Source organism: Flavobacterium alkalisoli, assembly GCF_008000935.1.
GTDB lineage: Bacteria > Bacteroidota > Bacteroidia > Flavobacteriales > Flavobacteriaceae > Flavobacterium > Flavobacterium alkalisoli.
Window position 1 is genome coordinate 2337166 of record NZ_CP042831.1, and the last position, 17658, is coordinate 2354823.

A 17658-nucleotide genomic window follows, 5' to 3' on the forward strand; every position below is an offset into this window, starting at 1 on the left:
TTGGTGGCTTTTTGTTTTTTTAAGAGTAACTTTGTTAAAAAAAAAATAGCTAGATGTTTTTCTCTCTTGTTATACCTGTTTACAACAGGCCCGATGAAATACAGGAATTACTGGAAAGCCTTACAAAACAAACATATAAACAGCAGTTTGAAATAGTAATTGTTGAAGACGGCTCTTCTGTTACCTGTAAAGATGTGGTGAGCAGCTATGAGAACAGGTTAATGATTTCTTATTACTTTAAGGAGAACAGCGGTCCCGGCGATTCCCGTAACTACGGAATGAGGATAGCTAAGGGAGACTATTTTATCATTTTAGATTCCGATTGTATTTTACCGCCACACTACATGCAAAGCATTGCTGATAATCTTGAGAAAGATTACACCGATTGTTTTGGCGGACCCGATGCGGCGCACGAATCTTTTAGTGATGTACAAAAAGCAATAAACTTTACCATGACCTCATTTTTAACTACAGGAGGGGTAAGGGGCAAATCAGAGAAAATAGAAAAATTCCAGCCAAGGAGCTTTAATATGGGGATTTCCAAACAGGCTTTTGAGGCTTCGGGAGGATTTGGTAATATCCATCCGGGTGAAGATCCTGATCTTTCCATCAGGTTATGGAAGCTGGGTTACACAACAAAACTGTTTAAGGACAGCTTTGTTTTTCATAAGCGCAGAATAGACTGGGAGAAGTTTTATATACAGGTAAATAAGTTTGGTAAGGCAAGGCCTATCCTGAACTTGTGGCATCCTCAATATAAAAAGCCGGTGTTTCTTTTTCCGTCACTTTTTATGTTCGGATTTATAGTTTCTCTTATAGTACTGTTAATTAATGTGCATTTCTTTATAGATGTTTATATTTTGTACTTCTGTTTACTGTTTGTACTCTCAGCCATACAAAATAAAAGCCTTAAAATAGGCTTTCTGTCTGTTGTGGCTGCGTTTATACAGTTTTATGGTTATGGTTCCGGCTATGCGGAATCATTACTAAAAGTGCAAATCCTTAAACAAAAACCGGAAGTAGCTTTTCCTAAATTATTTTTCAAATAATATGGGTACAAAAATTATTGGTTTAACGGGAGGTATAGGCAGCGGTAAAAGCACCATGGCAAACTATTTTGAGTCGTTGGGTGTCCCTGTTTATATAGCCGATGAAGAGGCCAAAAAAATATTGTATCTGCCGGAGGCAGTAAATGAGGTAAGGAAAGTTTTTGGTGAAGAAGTGTTTACGGAACAAATACCTGACAGGGCTAAACTAGCTAAAGTGGTGTTTAATGACCCTGATAAACTAAAACAGCTAAACGAAATAATACATCCTAAAGTAAGAGATCATTTTACAAACTGGGTAAAATTGCATAAATCGCAAAATTTTGTGATAAAAGAGGCAGCCATATTGTTTGAAAGTGGCAGCTATAAAAACTGCAACAAGGTAATACTGGTAACTGCCCCAAAAGACCTGAGGATTAAGCGTGTTATGGAGCGGGATAAAGTGACAAAAGAGCAGGTTTTGGAACGCATGTCAAACCAATGGGATGAAAAAAAGAAAGAAGAATTAAGTGATTATATAATATACAATACAGATCTTGAAGCTGCGAAAAATAAGGCGAAAGAGATATTTTTAGAATTGAATAAAATGTAAAAATTGCAGCCTTTGTTAATCTTTGGTTAATATATTAAAGGTTTAAATGTTAAAATGTTAATTTTGTAATGATGAATAAAACAAGATTCCGGTTATTGGTGTTCTTTATGAGCCTATCGCTTATAGGTATCATTTTAGTTCAGCTATACTGGATTAACTTATCATTAAAAATAAACAATGAGCAGTTTAAGTTTAATGTTCAGATAATACTTAACAGGGTTGCCGAAAAATTAAGGACTGAAGAAGAACTAAGGTTTAATAATCTATATTACCATATAAAAGACAGTGTAGGGCACAGGCCTACTAAAGCCGATTTTGCCAACTACATGTATAAGGGCGATTTAAAGGAGCATCAAAACATAGTTTACTCTGATTATTTGTCGCAATCTTACAAGGAAGAATTAGAGTTCTTTGATAAAAATGAGCCGGATGAAAAAGATAGTTCATTAACAGAAATTTCTGAGCAAAATGGCATGACTATTGATGAGTATAAGCTTTCTGTTGAGAATGCCAGAAGGGAAGATGCTGCAAGAGAAAAAAGGCACATAAAGTACCTTTTTGACTATTATAATACAGAAAGGCCTATTGAAAGCAGGATATCTGAGGAGTATTTTTTAAAGACACTAAGGTCCGATTTTAGGGATAATATGGTAGATTCGGAAAATAAGGTTGACATAGATTTTGAATATGCTATATATAAAAGGGGATTAGCGACTAAAATGAGGTCTAAAAATTTTAGTTATGACCCTAATCTTAGCTATACCGCATCATTATTTCCAGATAAAGATGATGATAGGTCAGAGAATTTTTACAGGCTAATGGTTAGTTTCCCATCTAAGAAGCAGTATATACTCTCTAAGATTTTAGGCATAACCATGCTTTCGGTAATATTTACGCTCATTATAATTATTGCATATTTAAGCGCCATAAACCAGCTTATTAAACAAAAGCAGATTTCGGAAATAAAAACCGATTTCATAAACAATATGACGCATGAGTTTAAAACGCCTATTGCAACCATAAACCTTGCACTGGACGCTATTAAGAATCCTAAGATACTTGGGGATACCGAAAAAGTACAACGGTACCTCCAAATGATACGGGAGGAAAATAAACGGATGCACTCTCAGGTAGAGAATGTATTGCAGATATCTAAACTGGATAGAAAGGAACTGGACATTACAAAAGACCAGGCCAACATACACGATATTATTGAAGACGCTATAGAGCACGTTCATTTAATTATTGAAGCAAGGGAAGGACATTTAACACGTCACTTTCATGCAACAAGGACAACGACATTGTTAAACGATGTGCATTTTACTAACGTATTGGTCAACATACTTGACAATGCAATCAAATACTCTGAAGGTGAGCCTGAAATAGATGTATATACCGAGAACGTTAAAGATTTTATTCTGATTAAGATCAGCGACAAAGGCTTGGGGATGTCTAAAACAACTCAAAAACGAATTTTTGAGAAGTTTTTCAGGGAACATACAGGGGACTTACATAATGTGAAAGGGCACGGGCTTGGATTGGCCTATGTAAAAAGGATTATAGACGATCACAACTGTAACATTTATGTAGAGAGCGAGAAAGGAAAAGGAAGTACGTTTATAATTAAAATGCCACTAATAAATTAAAAAAAAGATATGGAAGAAACACACAAAAAAATTCTTTTAGTAGAAGACGATCCAAACTTTGGAGCGGTTTTAAAAGATTACCTGTCAATTAATGACTTCGAGGTTACTCTTGCCAAAAACGGTATGGAAGGCTTTGAAAAATTTAAGAAGGACAATTTTGATCTTTGTATTCTTGATGTGATGATGCCTTATAAAGATGGTTATACTCTAGCCAGAGAAATCAGGGAAAAAAATAAGGAAGTGCCTATTATTTTCCTTACGGCAAAATCTATGAAAGAAGATGTGCTTAAAGGTTATAAGGTAGGAGCAGACGATTACCTTAACAAACCTTTTGACAGTGAAGTACTGCTTATGAAGATTAAGGCAATCATCCAGAGAAAAGCTTCTGAAACTAAAACGGATAATGCTAAGTTTGAGTTCCAGATTGGTAGATTCCACCTTAACTCTAAGCTACGTTTCTTAACTTTTGATAATGAAGAGCCAATAAAACTTTCCCCAAAAGAAAACGAGCTTTTAAAAATGCTTGCGCTTCATGAAAATGATTTAATGCCAAGAGAGCTTGCACTTACTAAGATTTGGAGAGATGATAACTACTTTACCTCTCGTAGTATGGACGTGTATATTGCTAAACTTAGAAAATACCTTAAACCGGATGAGGATGTTGAAATCCTTAATATACACGGAGAAGGTTTCCGTTTAGTAGTAAAAAATAAAGTAGAGGAGAAATAATATATATTTTATAATCCACTATAGCGGGCTGCCTGAAAGGTTTTTATGAAATCGATCTCATACTTACTTTTAGGCAGCTTTTTATTTTTATACCCAGTTTAGCTCCAGCGCAAAACTTGGCTTGTCTTCTTTTTCTACAGTAAAATAGGTTTGATTTTCCTGTTGCCCTTTTTTAAGGGTAATCTTATCACCCATCTTTAATTCCCTAAGGTAATTCATGTCAAAGCTTTTAAGCTGTTGCTTTAGCAAAGGCTTAAAATCAACGGCATCAAGGCACCATTCCAGGTATTTTACATTATTGGCATGAAATACAATATCAAGGTCAGAAAGCAGTACTGTCCTTTCGGCAGCAATTTCACTTTCTCTTGTTACCTCCACTTTTTTAAACGATTCTTTAGTCGGCATCCTGTCAGGATACTTTTCAAAATGTTCGTGTGGCAATGCCAGTGCTTCCGATTTTCTCAGTTTGGTATTAAACACCGCCCAATAGGTTAAGGCACCTGCCACTTTCTTGTCGCCTATATACATTTCCAATGCCCTTATAGAACGGGAACCCTGTAAGTCTAAAATCCATGTTTTAATGGTAACAGTATCCCGCCATTTAGGGAGTTCATCCACTTCAACCCTCATACGGCTTAATACCCATGCCTGGTCATGTTGCTGCATATCGGTAAAGCTCATTCCGCCCAACTCGGCATGTGCGCCGGCTGTAAGCTGCATAAGGTTACAAAGTTCGGTATGCTTTAAATGTCCGCTTGGCAGGCACTGTAAAAAGTTTACTTCCCAGTCCTGAGAAAAAACCGATGTAAATTGTGGAGATATTGGCATTATAATGTGTTTTCTATGTAATTAATAATTTCCTGCGGAGAGGTTTTAAAATCAAACCATTTAGTGCCATCGGTACGCTTAAACCAGGTCATCTGCCTTTTAGCAAAGCGGCGTGTGTTCTTTTTTATTTCCTCTATGGCAAAGTCTTTAGTGAACTCACCATCAAAGTAACTGAATAATTCACGATATCCTACGGTTTGTAATGCATTTAACTTTTTATGCGGGTACAATGCTTTAGCCTCTTCAATAAGGCCATTGTTTACCATTATATCCACGCGCATATTGATGCGGTTGTACATTAGTTCCCTTTGGGCATCTAGCCCGATTATAATAGGGGTAAAGCGCCTGCTGTTCTTTTTGATGTTAAGGAAAGAGGAGTAGGGTTTGCCCGAAGCAATACATACCTCAAGGGCACGCATCATGCGTTGCGGATTTTCCTTAGCTACATTTGCATAATGCACAGGGTCTCTTTTTTCTAGTTCCTGTTGAAGCCAGCTTATTCCGCTCTTTTCGTAGGTGTCTATAATCTCCTGTCGTATGGCGGGGTCTATATCCGGAAAATCATCAAAGCCCTTTAAAACGGCATCTATGTATAATCCCGATCCGCCTACCAAAACTGCAAAATCGTTGGTTTTATAAAGCTCGTCAAGCTTTTCTATGGCATCGCGTTCAAAATCGCCTACAGTATAGTCTTCAAAAACGCTTATGTTGTGAATGAAATGATGGGGTGCAGCAGCCAGTTCTTCTTCACTTGGTACAGCGGTACCAATATTCATTTCCTTGAAAAACTGCCTACTGTCTGCCGAAAGTATCTCGCAGTTAAAATGTTTGGCAAGCTCTATAGCCATAGCGGTTTTGCCAATAGCGGTAGGGCCTATTACGGTAATAATATATTTTTTATTATTGGTCATTCCTTCTTTTTTGTAAATGATAGCCACAATTGTAGCAATAACTGGCATTGTCTTTATGATGATCGGCATTACAGTTAGGGCATCGCTGTGTGTTATTTACATCGTTGCGTTCCTGCATAAACTGAGCTGTAACAAGCCCGGTAGGTACGGCTATAATTCCGTAGCCCATTATCATAATTATAACAGATACAAACTGCCCTAAAGGTGTAATTGGTGTAATGTCTCCAAAGCCTACAGTAGTAAGGGTAACTATCGTCCAGTAAATACTGACAGGTATATTTGTAAAGCCACTCTCCGGACCTTCAATCATATACATTATTGTACCCAGAATTATACATAATATGATTACTGCAAACAGAAATACCGCAATTTTTGCCCTGCTCTTTTTTAGCGCTATGAGTAGCTGGTTTGAAGCACCAACAAAATGTACCAGTTTTAGTATCCTGAAAACACGAAGTAATCGTAATGCTCTTATAGATAGAAGGAAGCTTAATGATAGCCCAGGTATAAGTATGTCTACATATTTTGGTAATGTTGAAAGGAGGTCTATTATACCGTAAAAGCTTAATATATAGGATAAGGGTTTTTTTACAGCTATAATACGCGAAATGTATTCTATACTAAAAAGTATAGTTATTACCCACTCTGCAATGGCAAGTTCTTTTCCGTAAACCAGTCGTATAGATGCTACGCTTTCCAGCATAACGGCAACAATACTTATGATGATAACTACCAGTAAGGCAAGGTCAAAAAACTTACCCGCGGGGGTATCGGCCTCATAAATTACTTCATGCAGCTTTTGCCTGGATTTTTCTGGAATAATGCCGTTTTTCAAAGCAGTGGATTAGATTACTCTCAAAAATACTAAATCTACTAAAAACGTACTATTTTTAAGGCTTTCTTTTTTCTGATGTAGCTCTTAATAATATTCTTTGCATCCTTGTTATTCTCCATAGGTACAAGAATGTTTTTCAGGATGTCTATTTTGGTAATCTGATAGTTAAGGTTAAAGAAGGCGTAGCCTTTGTACTCGCCTTTTTCTATAAGTACTGCACTGCGTTCTTCCAGTGTACGGCCACGATCTATAATAATCATGCTTTGGTTGTAGAAACTGTTATTGTCTACAAATTCCTGTACACGTTTGTTGTATTCTTCGGCAGGTTCGTTACCTATACATGCACCGTTACAGGTATTAAGCTCATAACCGAAACAACTCTCTTTAGTAGACGATTCCAGCTCGTTAATCTTTTTGCAAAGATTGTACTTCTCTACAATTTTGTGCAGCGCGTTTTTACCATCAGTAACGCTGGCAAAGGAAACCACCTCTTTTTTACGGCCGTCGGTTTTTTGCAGTGTCAGGCAAAGGTAGCCGTCATTATTTTTTTCAACGTAAACAGACCATGGGAAAACCGTTTTCTTTTGAGCACGATTATATACCGGCTTGTTTACTTTTATTTCCTGGCACTCCTTAAGCAGGGCGATAAGTTCGCTGCCTGTTTCCTCATACTTAACGGCAAATACATCGCGCTGTATGCGTTTAGATTTACCTGTAGTAGCCGTAAAGTGCTGGTTAAGTCTCTTTTTTATATTGGTACTCTTACCTATGTAGATAAGGTCGCCGTTTTCTTTGTATATATAATAAAGCCCCGTAACAGAAGGTATGCCTTCTAACAGATCAAACAGCTTAGGGGAAATTCCTTTTTTGCTGTCGGTTTTAATAAGGCTTTTTACAATCTCTTTGCCGGAGTCTTTAGCAAGTAACAGTTTAAAAAGCTGTACGGTTGCCATAGCATCTCCCGAAGCGCGGTGCCTGTCGCTCATAGGTATTCCCAGTGCACGTACCAGTTTACCCAGGCTATGCGATTTCTGTTCCGGCATAAGCTTTTGTGAAAGCTCTACCGTACACAGCGACTGACGCTCAAAATTATATCCCAGTCGGCTAAACTCTGTGCGCAGTACCCTGTAATCAAACTGGGCATTATGTGCTACCACAATGCAGCCTTCGGTAATTTCTATAATGCGTTTTGCCACTTCATAAAACTTAGGGGCGCTGCGAAGCATGGCATTATTAATACCGGTAAGTTTTATTACAAATGGCTGAATGGGTCTTTCGGGGTTTATAAGGCTTATAAACTGGTCTGTTACCTCGTGCCCGTCATATTTATAAATGGCAATTTCGGTTATTCCCTCTTCATTATACTGTCCACCAGTCGTCTCTATGTCAAGTATTGCGTACAAAAAGCCTGTTTCTTGTTTAAAGTTTTAAAGTTGCAAATTTCGGATAAAAATCCCGAATTTTAATGTCTTGAGCCAAAAATACTGCTACCCACCCTAATCATGGTGCTTCCGCAATCTATGGCAATTTTATAATCGCCGCTCATACCCATAGAAAGGGTTTGCGGTTTAAAGTTATCAGCTTCAGGGTGTTCTTTAAGGCGGTCAAAGATTCCTTTAAGATAAGCAAACTCTTTTTCAATTTGGTACTCGCTATCAGTAAATGTTGCCATTCCCATAAGTCCGGTAACCACAATATTCCTCATTTCCTTAAACTCATCAGAGTCAATCAGCTCCTTTAGCTCTGCTTCATACAGCCCGAATTTAGTATCCTCCTCGGCAATATGCATTTGCAGCAGGCAGCTTATAACCCTGTCATGTTTTTTAGCCTGCTTGTTTATTTCTTTAAGCAGCTTCAGGCTGTCTACACCATGTACCAGGCTAACAAACGGAGCCATATATTTTACCTTATTGGTTTGTACGTGGCCTATCATGTGCCATTCAATGTCCTTAGGCATTTGTTCATACTTATCGGTCATTTCCTGAATTTTGTTCTCGCCAAAAATGCGCTGACCCGCCTCATAAGCTTCCATAAGGTCGCTAACAGGCTTGGTTTTGCTTACAGCCACAAGGGTTACATGTGCAGGAAGGGATTGTTTTATGCTGAGTAAGTTATCTTTTATTGACATTTTCTGATAATTCGATAATTCGTTTTTCGGTTATTTGGAATTAATCCTGAAATCTGAAACCAGAAATTGATTAAATCTCATAAATCACAAGGCCGCTTCTGAATTTAGGTTCTATATACGTACTCTTAGGTGGCATGATAAGGTCGTTATCGGCCAGTTCCTTAATCTCGTTTATAGAGGCAGGGTAGAGCATAAAGCCCACTTCAAAATCACCGCTGTCTACCTGTTTTTTTATTTCGGTAATCGGTTTGCTGCCGGGTATGTAATCTATACGTTCGTCATTACGCAAATCCCCTATACCTAATAACGGGTTTAGCACCTTAGTATACAGTATTTGTGCGTCCAGTGCTTCCATTACCGACTTAAAGTTAGTGTCTTTTAATGAAAGTGCATAGAAATCGCCGTCTAAATACATACCGTACTGGTATTTTTGTTTTGGTTTCCAAAGCTCCTGTTGCTTGTTCTCCACCACAAAATCCTTTTCCAGTGCCTTAAGGAAAGCCTGTTTGGTAAGTCCGTTAAGGTCGTTTATAATACGGTTGTATTCGTATATCTTCAGGTTGGTTTCACAGATAAGAAAACTCATAAAGTAGTCCAGATTGGCATTACCCGACTCCTTATCCTGATCATAAAGCATTTCTGCCGAAGCCGAACGGTGGTGACCATCGGCGATATATATATTACCTGCCTTTTCAAACTGTTCCTGTATCCATTGTATTTCGTCTTCCTCCTTAATACGCCAAAGTATATGTTTGTCTTTATTTGGGGTAGAGAAGAGGTACAAAGGCCTTTTTTGCTTGCGCTTATCGATCCATGCCTGCAGTTCGTTGTTTTGCGGGTAGGTAATAAGTACCGGCTCGGTATTAAAGCCTGTTTGGTGCAGATAATCCTTAAACAGCTCAACGCGGTAGGCAAGGGTATCCTCGTGTTTTTTTATTACGTTGTTCTTGTAATCTTCTATAGATGTGCCTGCTATAATACCGGTAAACGAGTTGTTTTTGCTTTGTATTTCATACAGGAAAAATACCGGAGAGTTTTCCTTTTTAAAAACATCTTCGTCTTTAAATTCCTGATACTTTAGCTGTACACCTTTAAATCTTGTAGCCGTTGCTATTTTTTGCAGGTTTACATAGGCAGGGTTTAGTATGTGCAGAAACGAAAAAGGATTATAGTCAAGCTGTGAGGCCAGTTCGGCAGGGGTGTACTCGTCGTAAGAGCGTGATGTTACCAGGCTCACTTTATCGCGGGTAGGGCGCACTGCCTTAAAAGGAACTATTTTTGCCAATTTGTTTTGGTTTTAGTTTTTTCCGAAACGCTTTCTTAAGGCACGTTCGGTTTTAAAAAATAATAAGAACACTATTACCAGCAGGGTTGGGGTGCTTATTAATATATCGGTACGTTTACTAACGGGTAACAGGGAAATAGCTATTCCCATTACTGTCATAAACGCTCCTCCCTTAATAAGAAGCAAGGCAGAATGCCTTTGGGCAAAATCCCATCTTTCCTGCGAACTCATTGATGACGAGGTACGATACCCATACAGGTGGTTTATTTTTTTAGGAGGGAAAAAAATCATAATGCCCCCTACGATAATAAATATTATCCCTGATAAACCCAGTACCGATAACGACTGACTGTCCCAATTAATGTTCATGGCTTATAGATTTAAAAAAGACGGGTTTTATAACCCGTCTTCAAATATACTATTTAGCAAACAATTATTTAGTGAACATTGCTGCTACTTTCTCAGCTTTTTTGCTTTCAGAGTAATCGTAGAAACCTTCTCCCGACTTAACTCCAAGTTTACCTGCACGTACCATGTTTACTAAAAGCGGGCACGGAGCATATTTAGGATTTTTAAATCCGTCGTACATTACGTTAAGGATTGAAAGGCATACGTCAAGGCCAATAAAATCGGCTAACTGTAACGGACCCATTGGGTGAGCCATACCTAACTTCATTACCGTGTCAATTTCATAAACTCCGGCAACACCGTTGTATAGTGTTTCAATAGCCTCGTTAATCATTGGCATAAGTATGCGGTTTGCCACAAAGCCAGGATAATCGTTAACCTCTACCGGAACTTTACTCAGCTTAACCGATAAATCCATGATAGTTTTTGTTACTTCATCTGAAGTGTTGTAACCACGGATAATTTCAACCAGTTTCATGATAGGCACCGGATTCATAAAGTGCATACCTATTACTTTGTCCTGTCTTGTTGTTACAGCCGCAATTTGAGTAATAGAGATAGACGATGTATTAGTAGCTAAAATCGTTTTCTCTTCGCAGTACTCGTTAAGCTGCTTAAATATGTTTAGTTTAAGGTCTACGTTTTCTGTAGCTGCCTCTACCACAAGATCAACACCTACAACACCGTCTTTAATATCGGTATAAGTAATAATGTTACCTATGGTTTTAGCTTTATCATCTTCAGTAATAGAGCCTTTTGCAACCATCCTGTCAAGGTTTGCAGCTATGGTAGCCATACCTTTGTCCAGAGATTTTTCTGAAATATCAATAAGTTTTACTGTAAATCCGCTTTGTGCAAATGTATGGGCAATACCGTTACCCATGGTTCCCGCACCTATTACTGCTATGTTTTTCATTATAATCTTTTGTTTGTTTAAAGTTTGCCGAATCTATTAAAATCCGTCTGTAAAAATAGCAAGAATAATGGCAAATTTGCAACCATGATTGATTTTTAAGCGAATTTGTTTTTGAATTCGTAATTATTAAGGCTGTAAACTGCCAATATTTATAATAATTGGTATTTTACTATTTAGCGTCCTGTAATGACTTAATGATTTCCTCTTCCTGAGAGGTTAGCAGGATTGAATTATTTTTCTTCCAAAACTCCTCTGTATAATTGGTTCCTGCCTCATAAAGTCCTCTTTCCCTGTACTTTTCTTTTTTATTAAAAGAGCTAAGGTCGTTGGTAAAGTTGGTTACAATAAGGTCGCTTTTAAATATAACGTGGTCGTCAAACCTTTTTTTGTTCTTTATATATATATCGCCATAAACGCAGGAGTAAGAAAGCATATAGCTATTATCTGTAGCCTTAAAAAAACATTTGTAAGCTATATCATCAAGCCTGGCCTTAACAATTATAAAATTACGCAGTTTAGAGTATTTTTTATGCGATGGTGCCATATATAGGTCCATGGCAAGGATAAGTTTTTTGTTAGGGTCATAAGAAAGGCTTCCGGCATATAAAGGTTCTTCTACTTCGGCTAGAGGTTCATAATATATGGTTTGTACATCGTTACCATCTGCATCCTGTTGCGATTTAATGATGAATGAATATTTTTTAAACTCCTTTTTGTCGAAAATACTTCCTAAAGCACCAAAGTTACAGTCTCTGGAAATGGCTTTACGCAAATCAAGAGGGGAAGTCATATCTGCAGCTTCCGATTCGGGAGTATCAAGTTTAAAAGCACGACTTTGTTTAACAACTACATCGCTTTCAATTTTTTTACGACTTTTGTCTACGTTGTAATCAATAAGCCCGTCAGAGAACTTGGTATAGGTGTCGTTTATCTTTACAAACTCCCTATAGTAAGTACTTAAAAGAAACGGAGCGTTTAAATGATTGTATGAGTTTTTTATCAACTCACTAACAAACTCATTAATTGGTGTATTTAATACAACAACCTCTTCCAGTTCTAGGCTTTTTGGTTCCAGGTAAAAAATATTGCCCTCGGGCAGGTTATTAAGGTCTACCTCAAGTGTGCCGTAGCCTAAATAATTAAAAACAATGGTTTGGGTACCATCGGGGTAACTAAGCTGAAATGCACCCTCGCTGTTGGTAATGGTATTGTGCTGTAAATCTTTTGTACTAACCGTTACTAAATCCATGTTTTCGGTTGTCATTATATCTTTTACGGTACCTTTTAAAAAGTTTTGTGCAAATCCTGTTGTTGCGACAACTAATAATAGCAGAGTAAAGAGTTTTTTCATGTTAAGTGGTGTGTTGGGTTAAAATCTTAGGGCGTCGGTTATTTCAGAAAAAATATTAAGCCTTTTATATCCGTGATCGGTTAAATGCTCTTTTATAAAATCAGCCATCTCATCATAGTTGCTGTGATATTGGTTGGAAATTCGGGCTACAATTTTTCCTTTGTGCATTAAATGGATAAAATCATATTCAAGTATCTCATTTGTAAACCCACTCTTTTTTCTGATTTTTCTGATGTAGGTATGAAAACCTTCCAGATCTTTAAGCCTGTATTTTCTTTCTTTTCCTAACCCGAAAAACTTTCTAACAGTAACTTCTCTTGAGTTAAGTTCTACCTTGATTATCTTAAGGCGTACCTCATACAATAAAACAGATAATAAAATCCAGGTTGATGCTATTGCATACAGTATTACAAATTCGGGAGGGAAATTATTTTTTCCTATAAAAATATTTATACACAGCATTAATACTATAGGTATGAATAGCAGAAAAGGAACATAAATAAATGATGTGAATTTAGATTTTATAACCATCTCTTTATACTTAAAGTTACATGACTGTATATAGAAAGCCCCGGCTATAAAGCCAGGGCTCATTATTGTATTATTTACTTGTTCTCAAAGCAATCTATAATGCGATAGGCAATCCTTAATGCTTCTGTACCGTCTTCCAGTGTTACTATCGGGTCAGTATCGTTGTTAATGGCATCGGCAAAGGTTTCCAACTCGTCCAGTATGGCATTGTTTGCCAGGATATCCGGATTTTCAAAATAGATCTGTTTTTTAAGACCCTCGGCATTTTGAAGTATCATATCAAAATCGCCCGGTTCTTCAGGTGCATCCTTCATTTTTACCACCTCACACATCTTGTCTAAAAAGTCTACCGATATATAGGCATCCTTCTGAAAGAAGCGTGATTTACGCATATTCTTTAAAGAGATACGGCTTGAGGTTAAGTTGGCAACACATCCGTTTTCAAACTCAATGCGGGCATTGGCAATATCCGGGGTATCACTTATAACAGAAACTCCGCTCGCCTTAATGTCTTTTACTTTGCTGTTTACTACGCTAAGTATAACATCTATATCGTGTATCATTAAATCCAGTACCACAGGCACATCTGTACCGCGAGGGTTAAACTCTGCAAGGCGGTGGGTTTCAATAAACATTGGGTTGGCAATCTTTTCTTTTGTAGCTATAAAGGCAGGGTTAAAGCGCTCTACATGGCCTACCTGTCCTTTTACGTTATATTGCTTGGCAAGGGTAATAATTTCCTCAGCTTCCTCAACAGTGTTAGATATAGGTTTCTCTACAAAAATGTGCTTTCCGGCCATAATTGCATCCTTTGCACAATCGTGGTGAGAAAGGGTAGGGGTAACAATATCCACCACATCTACAGCCTGTATAAGCTCTTCTATAGTGTCAAATTTGCGGTAGCCATATTCTTTAGCTACTTTATCGGCATTAGAGCTGTTAGGGTCATAAAAACCTATCAGTTCATATTTTTGGGACTGATTGAGCAAACGCAGGTGGATTTTCCCTAAGTGGCCTGCGCCCAATACTCCTACTTTAAGCATAAGGATAAAATTTTTAACAAAAATAAGATTATTTGGCTGCAAAATACAAAACACCCCTTTAAAAATATCCCCTTTAGTCAGATAGTCCTATTATTAAATTTTTCTAAAAAAATACTCTTGCGCCTTATGGAAATTGTTTTCTATTTTTACAAAATAAATTTATTTGAACATTGAAAGATACAGCAAAACATCAGGGACTTCGTAATCAGTTGGTAAGCGTTTTAGAACAAAAAGGCATTACCGATAAAAATGTTTTGGCTGCTATCAATAAAATTCCGCGCCATCTTTTTCTGGATTCCAGCTTTTCAGATTATGCCTATCAGGACAAGGCTTTCCCGATAGGGGCAGGGCAAACCATATCCCAGCCTTATACGGTGGCTTTTCAGTCGCAGTTGCTTGAGGTAAAACCGGAACATAAAGTACTTGAAATAGGTACGGGGTCGGGTTATCAAACGGCGGTGTTGTGTACTATGGGTGCAAAAGTATACAGTGTGGAAAGACAAAAAGAACTGTTTAAGTCTACCTCATTGTTATTACCTAAGCTGGGTATAAGGCCTAAACACCTTTCGTTTGGCGATGGATATAAAGGATTACCCAATTTTGCCCCGTTTGACAGCGTGATTGTTACGGCAGGAGCCCCGTTTATTCCTAAGCCGCTTATGGCACAGCTTAAAATAGGCGGAAGGCTAATTATTCCTGTAGATAATGAGCAGGGGGTACAAATTATGACAATGCTTATAAGAAAGACCGAAACCCAGTTTGAAAAACATGAATTTGGAGAATTTAGGTTTGTACCGTTGTTGGAGAACAAGAATTAGTATTCAGTGTTCAGTCGCAGTATTCCGTTTTAAAATAAGGAATAGTTTTGCTGTTTAGACTGAGAAAAGTCTTTAGACTTTATGACTTTCGGCTTTAAGACTAATATGCCTTTTTAATCCTGTCAAGATCGCGTTTTACATCACGGTCTTTAATGGTATCACGTTTGTCGTAGTTTTTCTTACCGCGGGCTAATCCTATCTCCAGTTTTGCCAATCCTTTTTCGTTAGTGAACAAACGAAGCGGAACTATGGTAAGGCCTTTGTTCTGCACACTTTTTAAAAGGCTTTTAAGTTCTTTTTTGTTTAAAAGTAGTTTTCGTTCGCTTTTAGGCGCATGGCTAAAACTTCTGCTATAGGTATACTCTTCTATATTCGTATTGATGGCAAACAGCTCGTGTCCCTGAAATTCACAGAAACTTTCGGCAATAGAAGCCTTACCCAAACGAATGGATTTTATTTCAGAACCTGCCAAAACAATACCGGCCGTATAACGCTCCAGTATCTCAAAATCGAACTTGGCTCTTTTGTTTAATATGTTAACCGTTTTTTGCATAAGGATTGCAAAGGTAAGTACAATAGTTTAATGCGGCAAGGGGTTGGCCTTTGCCTGTAATAATTATATTTTTTGATGTTTGTTACCTAATAGAGCTTCTGTTAGTGTATTAAAAATACTGTCTATCTTTACACCATGGAAATAAAACGCTCTAACGACCCGCTTCACGGCATTACCTTAAAAAAGATACTGGAAGACCTGGTAAGTTTTTATGGCTTTGATACCCTTGGCGAACTTATAAATATAAGATGTTTTAATGATAACCCAAGTGTAAAGTCGAGCCTTACTTTTTTAAGGAAAACCGACTGGGCACGCAAAAAGGTAGAAGACCTTTATATACGCACCCTGCCTAAAATGCAGCAGGACTAAGCCTCTGCAATTCCTTTCCATTTTTTAATCAGTCTGGTTAGCGGATACATATAAAGTACTATAATAATCAGCCAACTATAGATGCATAGAAATATATTTTCATCAATCCATTCTTCTAACGAATTTTTTTCATGATAATAAATAGAGGTAACATACATTGGTGCTGGCCTGGTTATCATAGAATAAAAGCTTATAGCTGCACGAATTATTATTATTCCGGTTGGTAACAGCCATAGTAATGCATTAACAATTATACCGGATATTTTTTTACTTGTTTTAATCCTGATACGATGTAGGAAGTAGAAAAAACATGCAGCAATAATTACTGTCCATGTTATAAGAAATATGGTGAGTTCATCTATTATCAGCAACAATCTTAAAAAATGATCTGCGACCAATGAGAAGATGAACGTAACAAGACCCAATACTCCTATAGATACCGCTGCAATAAGCCAGCTTTTTGCAGAAGTAACCTTAAACGAAAAAATTAAAAAAGATAAAACAAAGGCAAAAATGAAATAGCCTACAATATCTTTGAAGTTAATTGGAGATACATAAGCCCCCGAAATTCTGTCGTAACCATTATATAGCTGGTTAAACGGAACATGATACTTGGGGTAAACTTTCATTCTCATCCTTTCATACCTGGTAAAATTGTTTTCAGTATCATTTCTGTCGGTATAGTCTTCATTTTCTTTTCGTTCATCATGTATAGCATCTTCACTGTGGGTACCTACAATCTGATAGTCTTCATACATATCAGGTTTGTAAATAAAGTTAAACCATTCTTCACTGGTGATATTGGCTTTAAGTCCATGCTCGTTGGCTATAGTAAAAAAATCGTCGAGAACTTTTCTAACAGAATCTTTTTCCCTGTTAAGCATCCATCTTTTTACTTTCCATTCATTAAGTGAATCGTTTATATGAGGCTGTATGGAAAAAGATTGCTTTTGCCTGTTCATTAACGAAGTAAGCTTATATTCATTTTCAAAATAACATACGGTATCCCACTCACGGTTGTAGTAGTCGTCATTTCTGTCATCATATTGATAGTCATACTCATCATAATACTCTGTTTCCGGTGTTTCGACAACTGCTGCTTCTATTTCTACATCTCCATAGTACTCACTTAATGAATCAAATGAAGTTTTTCCTTTTAAAAGTTCATTATACATGGTTCGGTCAAAACGTTTCCATGGATGGAATGAACCATTCACAAAAAGCGAAGCCTTACTTATTATATCGGCTCTTTTTATAACCTCTTCCTTGTCAAAATAGTTTCTTGCCCTTAAATCGTAAGCGTATTGATATATAGGTATGTAGCTAACATTTAGAAGGCATACAATTAATATTATTAACCATTCTTTGTAAAGCGAATTGTTCTTTTTAGGATAAAACGATTTAAAAGCATTATTCCTTACATAAAATACCAGCCATAGTATAATCACAAGTAGTGCAATTACTATAGCTAAAAATGCTACTATCTTTTTGTAACTTCTTAGGGGATTATAACCATAAGGATCTGTAAAGTCTACTTCGCCTGAAATATATCCGCCAATAAAAAATGCCAGGTTAACAATCAATGTTATAATAAGTACCGGTACAAACTTAGTGTTCCATAATAACGGATGGCGAAGCAGCAGGTGGTTTTGTATTTTTTTAAACATAG

At 37.2% G+C, this 17658-nt stretch carries 19 protein-coding genes; 6 read left to right on the plus strand and 13 right to left on the minus strand.

The window, feature by feature from the left end; genetic code table 11:
• The first annotated feature begins 53 nt into the window (after positions 1 to 53).
• From FUA48_RS10355 to FUA48_RS10370, 4 genes are all read left to right on the plus strand, one after another.
• Complete coding sequence (locus tag FUA48_RS10355; protein WP_147583461.1) at positions 54 to 1049, plus strand: glycosyltransferase; 996 nt, start codon at positions 54 to 56, stop codon at positions 1047 to 1049.
• A 1-nt stretch (position 1050) separates the two neighbouring features.
• Entirely contained in the window at positions 1051 to 1638 is a 588-nt protein-coding gene (gene coaE / locus FUA48_RS10360; RefSeq protein ID WP_147583462.1) for a dephospho-CoA kinase, read from the plus strand.
• 71 nt (positions 1639 to 1709) lie between these two features.
• Positions 1710 to 3284 (plus strand): sensor histidine kinase, encoded by a 1575-nt coding sequence (locus tag FUA48_RS10365; protein WP_147584983.1) that lies wholly within the window; start codon positions 1710 to 1712, stop codon positions 3282 to 3284.
• A gap of 9 nt (positions 3285 to 3293) precedes the next feature.
• Positions 3294 to 4013, plus strand: coding sequence for a response regulator transcription factor (locus tag FUA48_RS10370; RefSeq protein WP_129750162.1), 720 nt, complete (start codon positions 3294 to 3296; stop codon positions 4011 to 4013).
• An 87-nt stretch (positions 4014 to 4100) separates the two neighbouring features.
• Here the strand turns inward: FUA48_RS10370 and FUA48_RS10375 are convergent, their stop codons facing one another.
• The 11 genes from FUA48_RS10375 to FUA48_RS10425 all read right to left on the minus strand — a co-directional run bounded on the left by FUA48_RS10375 (position 4101) and on the right by FUA48_RS10425 (position 14249).
• The gene (locus tag FUA48_RS10375; RefSeq protein ID WP_147583463.1) at positions 4101 to 4841 is read right to left on the minus strand and encodes an acyl-[acyl-carrier-protein] thioesterase; all 741 of its coding nucleotides are present in this window, start codon (positions 4839 to 4841) and stop codon (positions 4101 to 4103) included.
• Positions 4841 to 5752: a tRNA (adenosine(37)-N6)-dimethylallyltransferase MiaA gene (miaA, locus tag FUA48_RS10380; protein ID WP_147583464.1), complete on the minus strand. Its 912-nt coding sequence runs from the start codon at positions 5750 to 5752 to the stop codon at positions 4841 to 4843. Before miaA ends, FUA48_RS10375 begins: the two co-directional genes overlap by 1 nt.
• Complete coding sequence (locus FUA48_RS10385; protein ID WP_240732445.1) at positions 5742 to 6587, minus strand: ion transporter; 846 nt, start codon at positions 6585 to 6587, stop codon at positions 5742 to 5744. The genes miaA and FUA48_RS10385 overlap by 11 nt, the downstream gene beginning before the upstream one ends.
• Before the next feature lie 38 nt (positions 6588 to 6625).
• A complete protein-coding gene (locus FUA48_RS10390; protein ID WP_147583465.1) occupies positions 6626 to 7990 on the minus strand; it encodes an exonuclease domain-containing protein in 1365 nt (454 codons plus the stop codon).
• Positions 7991 to 8049: 59 nt separating this feature from the next.
• Positions 8050 to 8715, minus strand: a complete 666-nt coding sequence (locus FUA48_RS10395; RefSeq protein WP_147583466.1) for a YggS family pyridoxal phosphate-dependent enzyme — start codon at positions 8713 to 8715, stop codon at positions 8050 to 8052.
• A gap of 70 nt (positions 8716 to 8785) precedes the next feature.
• Positions 8786 to 10000, minus strand: a complete 1215-nt coding sequence (locus tag FUA48_RS10400; RefSeq protein WP_147583467.1) for a DUF1015 domain-containing protein — start codon at positions 9998 to 10000, stop codon at positions 8786 to 8788.
• A 12-nt stretch (positions 10001 to 10012) separates the two neighbouring features.
• Positions 10013 to 10369 (minus strand): SdpI family protein, encoded by a 357-nt coding sequence (locus FUA48_RS10405; protein ID WP_147583468.1) that lies wholly within the window; start codon positions 10367 to 10369, stop codon positions 10013 to 10015.
• Positions 10370 to 10433: 64 nt separating this feature from the next.
• Complete coding sequence (locus FUA48_RS10410) at positions 10434 to 11324, minus strand: 3-hydroxybutyryl-CoA dehydrogenase (RefSeq protein WP_147583469.1); 891 nt, start codon at positions 11322 to 11324, stop codon at positions 10434 to 10436.
• A gap of 169 nt (positions 11325 to 11493) precedes the next feature.
• Positions 11494 to 12675, minus strand: a complete 1182-nt coding sequence (locus tag FUA48_RS10415) for a carboxypeptidase-like regulatory domain-containing protein (RefSeq protein WP_147583470.1) — start codon at positions 12673 to 12675, stop codon at positions 11494 to 11496.
• Positions 12676 to 12693: 18 nt separating this feature from the next.
• Entirely contained in the window at positions 12694 to 13269 is a 576-nt protein-coding gene (locus tag FUA48_RS10420) for a hypothetical protein (protein ID WP_147583471.1), read from the minus strand.
• An 11-nt stretch (positions 13270 to 13280) separates the two neighbouring features.
• Entirely contained in the window at positions 13281 to 14249 is a 969-nt protein-coding gene (locus FUA48_RS10425; RefSeq protein WP_147583472.1) for a Gfo/Idh/MocA family protein, read from the minus strand.
• Between the two features lie 170 nt (positions 14250 to 14419).
• Between FUA48_RS10425 and FUA48_RS10430 the strand changes: the two genes are divergently transcribed.
• Positions 14420 to 15067: a protein-L-isoaspartate(D-aspartate) O-methyltransferase gene (locus tag FUA48_RS10430; protein WP_147583473.1), complete on the plus strand. Its 648-nt coding sequence runs from the start codon at positions 14420 to 14422 to the stop codon at positions 15065 to 15067.
• A 100-nt stretch (positions 15068 to 15167) separates the two neighbouring features.
• Here FUA48_RS10430 and smpB read toward each other — a convergent pair whose 3' ends face one another.
• A complete protein-coding gene (gene smpB, locus FUA48_RS10435; protein WP_147583474.1) occupies positions 15168 to 15620 on the minus strand; it encodes an SsrA-binding protein SmpB in 453 nt (150 codons plus the stop codon).
• Positions 15621 to 15755: 135 nt separating this feature from the next.
• On the opposite strand from smpB, the gene FUA48_RS10440 reads away from it, so the two are divergent.
• Entirely contained in the window at positions 15756 to 15989 is a 234-nt protein-coding gene (locus tag FUA48_RS10440; RefSeq protein ID WP_147583475.1) for a VF530 family protein, read from the plus strand.
• On the opposite strand, the gene FUA48_RS10445 is transcribed toward FUA48_RS10440, so the two are convergent.
• Positions 15986 to 17656 (minus strand): hypothetical protein, encoded by a 1671-nt coding sequence (locus FUA48_RS10445; protein ID WP_147583476.1) that lies wholly within the window; start codon positions 17654 to 17656, stop codon positions 15986 to 15988. The two genes, FUA48_RS10440 and FUA48_RS10445, sit on opposite strands and share 4 nt — an antisense overlap.
• Positions 17657 to 17658: the final 2 nt, after the last annotated feature.

What these genes read in the sequence shown, in the direction of transcription:
- FUA48_RS10355 (WP_147583461.1), top strand. Translation starts at nt 54, where the DNA reads ATGTTTTTCTCTCTTGTTATACCTGTTTACAACAGGCCCGATGAAATA.
- smpB (WP_147583474.1), bottom strand. Translation starts at nt 15,620, where the DNA reads ATGCAAAAAACGGTTAACATATTAAACAAAAGAGCCAAGTTCGATTTT.
- FUA48_RS10445 (WP_147583476.1), bottom strand. Translation starts at nt 17,656, where the DNA reads ATGTTTAAAAAAATACAAAACCACCTGCTGCTTCGCCATCCGTTATTA.
- coaE (WP_147583462.1), top strand. Translation starts at nt 1,051, where the DNA reads ATGGGTACAAAAATTATTGGTTTAACGGGAGGTATAGGCAGCGGTAAA.
- FUA48_RS10375 (WP_147583463.1), bottom strand. Translation starts at nt 4,841, where the DNA reads ATGCCAATATCTCCACAATTTACATCGGTTTTTTCTCAGGACTGGGAA.
- FUA48_RS10395 (WP_147583466.1), bottom strand. Translation starts at nt 8,715, where the DNA reads ATGTCAATAAAAGATAACTTACTCAGCATAAAACAATCCCTTCCTGCA.
- FUA48_RS10365 (WP_147584983.1), top strand. Translation starts at nt 1,710, where the DNA reads ATGAATAAAACAAGATTCCGGTTATTGGTGTTCTTTATGAGCCTATCG.
- FUA48_RS10370 (WP_129750162.1), top strand. Translation starts at nt 3,294, where the DNA reads ATGGAAGAAACACACAAAAAAATTCTTTTAGTAGAAGACGATCCAAAC.
- FUA48_RS10420 (WP_147583471.1), bottom strand. Translation starts at nt 13,269, where the DNA reads ATGAGCCCTGGCTTTATAGCCGGGGCTTTCTATATACAGTCATGTAAC.
- FUA48_RS10410 (WP_147583469.1), bottom strand. Translation starts at nt 11,324, where the DNA reads ATGAAAAACATAGCAGTAATAGGTGCGGGAACCATGGGTAACGGTATT.
- FUA48_RS10425 (WP_147583472.1), bottom strand. Translation starts at nt 14,249, where the DNA reads ATGCTTAAAGTAGGAGTATTGGGCGCAGGCCACTTAGGGAAAATCCAC.
- FUA48_RS10440 (WP_147583475.1), top strand. Translation starts at nt 15,756, where the DNA reads ATGGAAATAAAACGCTCTAACGACCCGCTTCACGGCATTACCTTAAAA.
- FUA48_RS10405 (WP_147583468.1), bottom strand. Translation starts at nt 10,369, where the DNA reads ATGAACATTAATTGGGACAGTCAGTCGTTATCGGTACTGGGTTTATCA.
- FUA48_RS10415 (WP_147583470.1), bottom strand. Translation starts at nt 12,675, where the DNA reads ATGAAAAAACTCTTTACTCTGCTATTATTAGTTGTCGCAACAACAGGA.
- miaA (WP_147583464.1), bottom strand. Translation starts at nt 5,752, where the DNA reads ATGACCAATAATAAAAAATATATTATTACCGTAATAGGCCCTACCGCT.